At 74.1% G+C, this 9,052-nt stretch carries 11 protein-coding genes; 3 read left to right on the top strand and 8 right to left on the bottom strand.

Annotated features, from left to right (window positions below; translation table 11 throughout):
* A partial coding sequence (locus E0D90_RS20050; protein WP_227870353.1) for a condensation domain-containing protein occupies window positions 1-1,599 on the top strand: 1,599 nt, incomplete at its 5' end.
* A gap of 78 nt (window positions 1,600-1,677) precedes the next feature.
* Here the strand turns inward: E0D90_RS20050 and E0D90_RS20045 are convergent.
* The 4 genes from E0D90_RS20045 to E0D90_RS20030 are packed head-to-tail and all read right to left on the bottom strand — an operon-like array spanning window position 1,678 to window position 4,924.
* On the bottom strand, window positions 1,678-2,031 hold the full coding sequence (locus E0D90_RS20045; protein ID WP_130799511.1) for an STAS domain-containing protein: 354 nt from the start codon (window positions 2,029-2,031) through the stop codon (window positions 1,678-1,680).
* Entirely contained in the window at window positions 2,028-3,410 is a 1,383-nt protein-coding gene (locus E0D90_RS20040) for a PP2C family protein-serine/threonine phosphatase (protein ID WP_130799510.1), read from the bottom strand. The genes E0D90_RS20045 and E0D90_RS20040 overlap by 4 nt, the downstream gene beginning before the upstream one ends.
* A complete protein-coding gene (locus E0D90_RS20035) occupies window positions 3,410-4,216 on the bottom strand; it encodes an alpha/beta fold hydrolase (RefSeq protein ID WP_130799509.1) in 807 nt (268 codons plus the stop codon). Before E0D90_RS20035 ends, E0D90_RS20040 begins: the two co-directional genes overlap by 1 nt.
* A 57-nt stretch (window positions 4,217-4,273) precedes the next feature.
* Window positions 4,274-4,924 (bottom strand): hypothetical protein, encoded by a 651-nt coding sequence (locus E0D90_RS20030; protein ID WP_130799508.1) that lies wholly within the window; start codon window positions 4,922-4,924, stop codon window positions 4,274-4,276.
* Window positions 4,925-5,120: 196 nt separating this feature from the next.
* On the opposite strand from E0D90_RS20030, the gene E0D90_RS20025 reads away from it, so the two are divergent.
* Window positions 5,121-5,549: a helix-turn-helix transcriptional regulator gene (locus E0D90_RS20025; protein ID WP_130799512.1), complete on the top strand. Its 429-nt coding sequence runs from the start codon at window positions 5,121-5,123 to the stop codon at window positions 5,547-5,549.
* Window positions 5,550-5,559: 10 nt separating this feature from the next.
* Window positions 5,560-5,976 carry a VOC family protein gene (locus E0D90_RS20020; RefSeq protein WP_130799507.1) on the top strand — a complete coding sequence of 139 codons (417 nt, stop codon included), beginning with the start codon at window positions 5,560-5,562 and terminating at the stop codon, window positions 5,974-5,976.
* A gap of 51 nt (window positions 5,977-6,027) precedes the next feature.
* Here E0D90_RS20020 and E0D90_RS20015 read toward each other — a convergent pair whose 3' ends face one another.
* From E0D90_RS20015 to E0D90_RS20000, 4 genes are all read right to left on the bottom strand, one after another.
* Entirely contained in the window at window positions 6,028-6,423 is a 396-nt protein-coding gene (locus tag E0D90_RS20015) for a rhodanese-like domain-containing protein (protein ID WP_130799506.1), read from the bottom strand.
* Window positions 6,420-6,929 carry a cysteine dioxygenase gene (locus E0D90_RS20010; protein ID WP_130799505.1) on the bottom strand — a complete coding sequence of 170 codons (510 nt, stop codon included), beginning with the start codon at window positions 6,927-6,929 and terminating at the stop codon, window positions 6,420-6,422. The genes E0D90_RS20015 and E0D90_RS20010 overlap by 4 nt, the downstream gene beginning before the upstream one ends.
* Before the next feature lie 432 nt (window positions 6,930-7,361).
* Window positions 7,362-8,180, bottom strand: coding sequence for an SAM-dependent methyltransferase (locus E0D90_RS20005; RefSeq protein WP_130799504.1), 819 nt, complete (start codon window positions 8,178-8,180; stop codon window positions 7,362-7,364).
* Window positions 8,181-8,193: 13 nt separating this feature from the next.
* A partial coding sequence (locus E0D90_RS20000; RefSeq protein WP_130799503.1) for a Scr1 family TA system antitoxin-like transcriptional regulator occupies window positions 8,194-9,052 on the bottom strand: 859 nt, incomplete at its 5' end.

The following is a 9,052-nucleotide window of genomic DNA, read 5'->3' as shown; positions in this document are numbered from 1 at the left end:
CCGGCCGACCCGGACCGCCCCGCGTCGGCCGGTACCGGCACCGGCACGGACGGGACGGTGCTGGAGCGGCTGCGCGCGCTGTGGGCGACGGAGCTGGACACCGACCCCGGGTCCATCGGCCCCGAGACCTCCTTCTTCGCGCTCGGGGGACACTCGATCACCGCGATCCGCCTGGCCAACCGCATCCGCGCCGAGTTCGACGCCGACCTCCCGATGACCCGCTTCTACCAGGAGCCGACCCTCGGGGCGGTGGTGCGCTTCCTCGGCGGCGACGACATCGGGGACGCGGCGGCGCGGATCGTCCACCGGGCGCCGCTCACCCTGCAGCAGCAGGGGTTCGTCACCGGGCACCACGAACACCCGCTGCCCGAGGTCTACAACGTCGCCATGCGGATCACTCTCACCGGCCGCCTGGACGTCGACGCGCTGCGCCGGGCGCTCACCGCCCTCCTCGCACGTCACGAGTCCCTGCGGCTCCGCTTCGCGCAGTGGGACGGGCAGTGGCAACAGGAGGTGCTCCCGGCCCGCCCGGTGGACCTTCCCGAGGAGGACCTCACGGCGCTGCCCACCGCGCGCCGCGACGCCGAGATCGACCGGATCGGCACCGACGCGGCGCGGACACCGTTCGACCTCGCCGCAGGTGCCGGGCCCGCGCTGCGGCTGCTGCGCACCGGCCCCTCCAGCTGGGTCCTGCTGTTCGTCCTGCACCACGGCCTCTGCGACGGGTGGGCGGTCAGCGTCGTGCTGCACGACCTGGCCGCGCTCTACGACGAGGCACTGACCGGCGTCCCCCACACACTGCCCCCGGCGGCGCAGACCACGGACTTCGCCCGGTGGCAGCGGACCGGTACCAGGCGCCCGCAGGAGGAGGCACGGCGGGCCGACTACTGGGTGCGCCGGCTCTCGGGCGTCCCGTTCCGGCTGGACCTGCCGACGGACCGGCCGCGGCCGGCGCAACCGAGCGGTGAGGGTTCCGTCGTGCTGTTCACCGTGCCGCCGGATGTGCGCGCCGACGTGGAGAGGCTGGCGCGCCGGCGGGGCTGCACCGCGTTCGCGGTGACCGCCGCGGCGCTCGGGCTGCTGCTCGCCGACGTCACGGGCCAGCAGGACGTCCTGTTCACCGTGCCGTACGCCAACCGTGAGCGTCAGGAGTTCGAGAGCCTGGTGGCGTGCACGGCCGGGCTCTATGTGCTGCGCGTGCCCGTCGGCGCGGCCCGGGACTTCGGCGAGTTGGTCGACGTGGTGGCACACGCCGGGACCGAGGGAGCCGACCACGTCCTGTCCCTGGTGAAGGTGGTCGCGGCGCTCCGGAAGGCGTCCGGGGACGACGGCATCCCGAACCGTCTGCCCGTCGGGTTCGCCTACCAGAACTCGCTGCGGACCGATCTGACCCTCCGCGACCTCGACGTGGCGGTCGAGGACCTGTTCGTGCCCGCCGTCACGAAGGACGCGTCCTTCGGGCTGGTGCCCGCCGGGGAGGTCATGACCGGCTACATCGCCTACTCGACCGACCTGTGGGAGGAGAAGACGGTCCGCGGCTGGGCGGACACCTATGTCGCGCTGCTGACCGACCGGGTGCGGGAGGCGCTGGCGGAGTGAGCCCCCCGGGGCCGCGGACACCCGCGGCCCCGGGGTCCTCCCGGTCCGGCTGGGTGCCCGGTGTCGCGCCGGTGCCCGTCAGGCGTCGTGCCGGTGGGCGACGGTGGCGCTCTCCACGTCCGGATACACGGTCAGCACCTGGGTCAGTCCGATGACGTCGAGCACCCGTGCGGTGTGGGCGGGCACCGATGCCAGGGCGATGCCGGCGCCCACGGCGAGCGCGTGACTGCGCGCCGCGATGAACGTCGCGATCCCGCTGGAGTCGCAGAAGGTGAGACCGCCGAGGTCCAGGACGACGACCTGCCCGGCGGCCGGCTCGGTCGCCGACACGGCGGCCCGCAGCTCGCCGGCGGAGTCGTAGTCGAGTTCGCCCCGGATCTCCAGCACGGGGCCGGTGGCGGTGTCACGGGTGGAGATGTCGAGCTGGTTCATTGGTTGTTCTCGCCGGTGGTCGCTCGGAGGTCCCGACGGATACGGGACGACGGTGACGGGGCCGTGGCGGTGTCCGCCTCGTGGGCCGGAACCCCGAGGGCGAGCACGGCGGTGTCGTCGCCGAGTCCGTCCCCGAAGCCGTGCAGCAGATCGGTCAGCGCGTCCACCAGGGCTGGAGCCGAGGTGGGCGCCTGGTCGCGCGTGAAGGAGCGCAGGGCGGCGTCGCCGTAGAGCGCGCGGTCCGCGCCGGTCCGGGCCTCGGTCAGCCCGTCGGTGTGCAGCAGCACGGTGTCGCCCGGGTACAGCACCGTGCGGGCCGTGGCGAACCCGGCGGTCGGGAGCACCCCCACCAGCAGCCCGCCCGGCGTGCTGAGGGCCTCGACCTCGCCGCCCCGGCGGGCCACGAGGGCGGGCGGATGGCCGCCGGAGGCCAGCTCGACCTCGAACCCGCCCTCGCCGGGCAGCGGGCGCAGCAGCCCGAAGACCGCGGTGCAGTAGCGGGGGTCGCTGCTGGTGTACCGCTCGTGCAGCACGGTGTTGAGGGTGGTGAGGGCCGCCTCCGGGGTGGGATCGTGCAGCGCGGCGGCCCGCAGGGTGTAGCGGACGAGGGAGGTCACCGCGGCGGCCTCGGGGCCCTTGCCGCACACGTCCCCGAGGAAGAAGGCCCAGCGGGACCCGTCGACCGGGAAGAGGTCGTAGAAGTCGCCGCCCAGCTGGTCGCGCGAGGCCGCGTGGTAGTGCGCCGCGACCTCCATGCCCGGGACCCGCGGCAGTTCCGTCGGCAGCAGGCTGCGCTGCAGCACGGCGAGGGCGGACTGCAGACGGGTACGGTCCTCCTCGGCACGGACCCGTGCCTGCTCGGCCGCGAGCTTCCCCCGCAACAGCTCGGCCTCGTAGGCGCGGCGGTCGCGGGCGTCGAAGAGCGTGATGCGGATCAGCAGCGGCTGGCCGTCGCCGCCCTTCTTCACGGTGGCGCTCACCAGTACCGGCAGGCGACCGTCGGGCTGGCGCAGTTCCATGGCCACGCCGTTGACCTCGCCGCGCAGCCGCAGCAGCGGCGAGACGTGCGTCTCGTAGTACAGCCGGCCGCCGACCGTCAGCAGATCGGTGAAGCTCTTGCGGCTGACCACCTCCTCGCGGGTCATGCCCAGCCAGTCCAGCAGGGTGCCGTTGATCCGCGCGACGGTGCCGTCCATCAGGGTGGAGAGATAGCCGCAGGGCGCCCTCTCGTACAGTTCCTCGGCGCTGTCCTCCAGCAGGGCGGTGAACGCCGCGTCGGCGGACGGGGGTGTGGCCCCGCCCGCGCCGTCGCCGCGCTCCTGCGTGGCGGACGCGGAGGTCCGGTCCGCGGTTCGCCGGTCGCGCTCGGTCCGTGACATCAGCGCGCCACCGCCCGCACGAACTCACCGATCGCCTCTGCGGTCGCCTCGGGCGCGCTGAGCTGCGGGCAGTGTCCCGCCGCCTCCAGTGTCACCAGCCGGGAACCGGGCACCGCCGCGTGCACGTGATCGGCCACCTCGGGTGGGGCTATTGCGTCGTCGGCGCAGCGCGCCACCAGCGTGGGCACCGTCACCCCGGGCAGCTCCGACCGGGAGTCGGAGAGGAAGGTGGCGCGGGCGAACACCCGGGCGACCGCCGGGTCGGTGGCGCAGAACGACCGCTCCAGTTCGTCGGCGAGCTCCGGCCGGTCGGGGTTGCCCATGATCAGCGGGGCGGCCGTCGCCGACCAGCCGAGGTGGTTGGCTTCCAGCGAGCCGAGCAGTTCGTCGATGTCCTCGCGGGAGAAACCGCCCCGGTACCCCTCGTCGTCGACGTACCGGGGCGAGGGCGCCAGCATCACCAGGGAACCGATCCTCTCCGGCGCCAGGCGTGCCGCCCGGACCCCGATCATCGCGCTGACCGAGTGGCCCACCAACGTGGCCCGCTCCAGGCCGAGTTCCGCGCACACCTCGACGACATCCAGCGCGTAGCCGTCCAGCGACTGGTAGCGCGCCTCGCTCCAGGACGCGCGGTCGGAGCGCCCGCAGCCGACATAGTCGAAGAGCACGAGCCGGTACTCGGCGGCGAGAACCGGCACCACCAGCCGCCACATCTCCTGGTCACAGCCGAAGCCGTGCGCGAGAACCAGCACCGGCCCGTCCGCCCGTCCGGTGACGATCACGTTGTTCCTGCGGCGGACATCCATGACGTCATCCTGCCACCCGACCGCCGTCCCCCGACGCCGCGCCCACGCGGGCCGCCGTCAGGACCAGCCGGGGAAGTGCTCCGGGTCGAGGCCGGTGACGTCGAAGGCCACCTCCACCTCGCCCGTGCCCTCCACCGGCACCTCGAAGCCGACCGTCCCGGCGCCCAGAACACGGGAGTAGAGCGCCTCCGCGTCGTCCAGGGACAACCGCCGCTCGTCGGACTCCTCGCGGGACGCCTCCACCTCGGTGGGCGGGGAGTCGTCCACTACGACGCTCACCCGGCAGCCCGTGGCGCAGTCCACCGCGCCGGACGGCAGGTCGAGGTAGAGGGCGGCTCCGTCCCTCTCGTGCTGGCGGAAGGTCAGGACGGCCGAGCGCGGGCCCTCGCCCTCCCCGGCCGGGGAGGAGCTCTCGACCGACGCCAGCCGTTCCGCCCGCGCCCCGGTCCCGGACTCCTCGTACCGCCATCCCTCAGCGTCGTCGTCGGGGGCCGGCGCGTCCCCGGTGGCATCCGGGTCCGGCTCCTCGTCGGTGTCCTCCGCGGACGGTGACGCGGTGTCGGGGGTTGGTTCGCCCGCGTCGGTCGGTGAGGCGCTCACCTCGTCGTCGGAGGCGGTGGCGTCCGTTGACCCGCAGCCGGTCAGGAGCGCGCCCGCCAGTATCGCCGCCATCACAACCGGCTTGCTCCGCCTGGTACTTGTCCGCATCTGGTCCACCTTGTCGTCATCCGCGTCGCCACTGCCGCGTCGGTGGTGGAATCCCTGCCCAGCCGCTCCCGGGCCAGTCCGGGGCATCGCCGGATCGGCCGGAGCCGGCGGCGCGGCCGGTCCTGACCGCGCGCCGTGCGATGCTGGCCGGGTGAAGCTACCGGACCTGGTTCGGCTCCGCCGGGCCCGTGACCTGATGGACCGCGACTACGACCAGCGCCTCGACGTCCCCGCGCTGGCACGCTCCGCCCATATGTCGCCCGGCCACTTCTCCCGCAGCTTCCGCGACGCGTTCGGGGAGACGCCGCACAGTTACCTGATGACCCGCAGGATCGAGCGGGCCAAGGCCCTGCTGCGCCGCGGCGACCTGTCGGTGACGGAGGTCTGCCTGGCGGTCGGCTGCACCTCGCTGGGCTCCTTCAGCTCACGCTTCACCGAACTGGTCGGAGAGAGCCCCAGCGCCTACCGGGCGCGGCGGCACGACCACAGCGCCGTCATCCCGCCCTGCGTCGCCAAGATCCTCACCCGGCCGGTCAGGGCGGCCGGGACGACCAGGACGGCCGCCCCGGCAGGAGCGGCCGAGACGGTCACGAACGGAGAAGCGCGACACGCTTCCCGCCCTTAGCGTGGGCCTCATGGACATCAGACTCTCGCAGTGCTTCATCGCCGTCGACGACCACGACCAGGCGCTCGCCTTCTACCGGGACGCGCTCGGGCTGGAGGTCCGCAACGACGTCGCGTTCGAGGGCATGCGGTGGGTGACACTCGGATCGCCGTCGCAGCCCGAGGTGGAGATCGTGCTGGAACCGCCCCTGGCCGATCCCGGCGCCTCGCCCGCCGACCGGCGGACCATGGCGGAGCTGCTGGCCAAGGGCATGCTGCGCGGTGTCATCTTCGCGACCGACGACTGTGACGCCACGTTCGAGCGCATCCGGGCATCGGGCGCCGAGGTCCTTCAGGAGCCGATCGACCAGCCGTACGGGGTGCGCGACTGCGCCTTCCGCGATCCGGCCGGCAACATGCTGCGCTTCGCCCAGCGCGCCGGCGCCTGACCACCGCGCCGGCGGCGGTCAGGCCCGGCCGGTCCAGCCGGTTCAGCGAATTCAGCGGTTTGAGCCGGTGGGCGGGAACACCGGCAGCCCGGCGGAGCGCCACGCCCGGAAACCGCCGATCAGGTCGGTGGCCCGGTCCAGCCCGATCGTGCGCAGTGAGGCCGCCGCCAGCGACGAGGCGTACCCCTCGTCGCAGAAGACGATCCACCGCGTGGACGTGTCCGTGGCCTCCGGCACCGCGCCCTCCGACGCCGGGTCCAGCCGCCACTCCAGGTGGTTGCGTTCGATGACCAGCGCCCCCGGGATGCCGCCCTCGTCCTCCCGTCGTTGCCGCGGCCGGGTGTCGACCAGGACCGCGCCGTCTTCCACCGCGGTGCTCGCCCGCTGCGGGTCCAGGCGTTCCAGCCCGCGCCGGGCCTCCTCCAGATGGCTGTCGATGCCGGTCATCGGTCGACTCCCTCGGTGCGGTCCAGGACGAGGGTGCCGTCGTCCAGGTGCCGGTAGTAGGACATCGTCGTCAGGGCGGGGGAGTAGGCGTGGACGCTGACCGCCGGCGCCGTCCCCCGGTTGACCACCTCGTGCACGTACCGGGGCCCGAAGCTGCGCAGCGCCCCCGCGCCCAGCAGCCTCGGCCGGGGACGGGCCGGCGCCGCCCCCGGACGGAACGTGGTCTCGTCGAGTGCGCCGTCCACCACGGTGAAGGCCCCCGAGGACCCGCCGTGGTTGTGGATGTCGGTGCCCTGGCCCGGAAGCCAGGTCAGCAGCCACACCTCATGGTCCCGGCTCTGCTCCAGCCGGACGTAGAAGCGCTCGGGCTCGGTGAACCGCACCAGCGGCTTCCAGAGTCCGGTGCGGGCGGCGACGCGGCGCGCCAGCTCGGAGAGAGAGGCGGGGGAGTGCGCCGGGCGGGCGGCGGGCAGGGACGGCTGCGCGGAACGGTGCGTGACGGGCATGGGGTGGTACCTCGCGGTGTGACGGAACGGGGGTGTGCGGGAGAAAGCCGCCGCACCCGTTCCGGGACACCGGGCGCGGCCGTCAGAGACGACCGCGACAACACAGCGCGCTGGCCACGCGGACGAAGTCCACGTGGTGTCGTACGACGAGGCGCGTGCCGGTCAGCATGGCCGAACACTCGCAGCCGGACCACCCGCGGGTCAACCCCCGACCACCTGCCGGTCAGCGGGCGCGAGCCGTGCCCGTTCCTCACCGCCGCGGGCATCGGGTGCGACGCGCCGCGCCCGGCGGCCGGTGCCATCACGGCCGTACCGGATACGGATCTTCCTCGTGGCCTACGGGTCGCTCGGGCGGGTGGACGACTGAGGGGAGTGGTGCGGGGCGCCCGGACGACGGGCCGGGAGCCCCGCAACGCACCGCCGTCGGCCGCGTCAGCGGCGCACGGCGACGAAACCCCACTGGTCGACGGGCACGCCGTCCGAGCCGTCCGGCCGCCACCGGTCGATGGGGACGAAGCCCGGTTCGAGGAGTTCCATCCCGGCCGCGCACGCCGTGATCTCGTCCGGCTGCCGCACCAGATAGGGCTCGGTGTCCCCCTCCGCGTACGCCTCCTGCGCGCGCAGCGTCTGCGGGGTGGCGAGCGTGTCGCAGAGCACCAGATGGCTGCCGGGCGCCAGCCGCCGCGTGTACGCGGGCACCAGTTCGGCGGCGGCCTCGGCGGTGATGTGCCCGAGGGTGGAGAGCAGCAGCAGCGCCACGGGCTGCGACAGGTCCAGGGTCCGGGACGCCGCCTCCAGCACGGCGGCGTGGTCCGTCAGGTCGGCGTGGACGTAGTCCGTCGTGCCGCCGGGGGCGCTGGTGAGCAGCGCCCGGGCGTGGGTGAGGACCAGCGGGTCGTTGTCGACGTAGACCACCCGGCTTCCGGGAGCCGCCGACTGGGCGACCTCGTGGGTGCTGTCGACCGCCGGGAGCCCGGTGCCCACGTCGAGGAACTGGCGGACGCCCGCGTCGGCGGCGAGATGACGCACCGCGCGGCGCTGGAAGGCGCGCGAGGCCCGGGCCAGCTCGGGGATCTGCGGATAGCCGGCGGCGACCAGGTCGCCCAGCTCCTGGTCGGCGGGGAAGTTGTCCCGTCCGCCCAGCCAGTAGTTCCACACGCGTGCGGAGTGCGGCTTGTCCGGCTGCAGATCGGTCTCCGGTGCCGGCGCCGGGGTGGTCGATCCGGGCGCGCGGTGCGGGTCGTCGCTCATGCCTGCTGGGTCCTCACGTCGGGTCGGGCAGTGCGGTGTGCGGCGGTGGCGCGCCCATGGCCGCCGCGTCCATGGCGGCCTGGTAGGTGCGCACCGCGTCAGCATCGTCGCTGACGGTCGCGGCCTCGGGATGGAGACCACGGACGATCAGCCGGTCGGCGAGCGCCTCGTGGCCGAAACGCATCACCTCGGCCGGTCCCGAGTGGAGCAACGGATGCGGCCGCTCGGAGTCGTTGGGGAGCAACTGCAGGGACACCGGCGAGGAGCGGTCCTCGACCGCGTGTGCCAGCCGCTCGTGCTGCCGGCGCATCGCGACCCGGCCGCCCAGTGGCCGGGAGAGCACCGCCTCCTCCATCAGTACCCACAGCCGTGCGGGCCTCTCGCGGTGGAGGGCGCGCTGCTGTCGCGCGGCGAGCAGCTCCAGCCGCTGAGCGGTGCGGGCCGTGTCGTCGCGCGAGTGGCGCAGCCGCAGCAGGGCGTGGGCGTACTCCGGTGTCTGGAGCAGGTCGGGGACGACTCCGGGCGCGTAGGCGCGGATGACGTCCGCCGCCGACTCCAGGTCGATGACCCCGGCCAGGTGGGAGGGGAGCACGTCCCGCCAGTGGTGCCACCACCCGGGCCGGTTGGCCTCCGACAGCTCCTCCAGCACCCGTCGGCTCTCCTCGGGCCCGGTGCCGTAGATCCGCAGCAGCTCGGCGACGGTGGAGGCGCGCAGGCCCGTCATCGCCCGCTCGGTGCGGCGCAGCGTCGCCTCGTGGACACCGAGCCGGGCGGCGGCCTGCTCCATCGTCAGCCCGGCGGCCTCGCGGCGGGCGCGGAGGTCGGCGGCGATCAGCCGCAGGGCGACGGTGGGGCCGGAACGGGGCCGGGAC

The sequence above is a fragment of the Streptomyces otsuchiensis genome (genome assembly GCF_004305975.1).
In the GTDB taxonomy this organism is placed as follows: domain Bacteria; phylum Actinomycetota; class Actinomycetes; order Streptomycetales; family Streptomycetaceae; genus Streptomyces; species Streptomyces otsuchiensis.
This window is presented reverse-complemented; position numbering and strand designations above follow the sequence as displayed.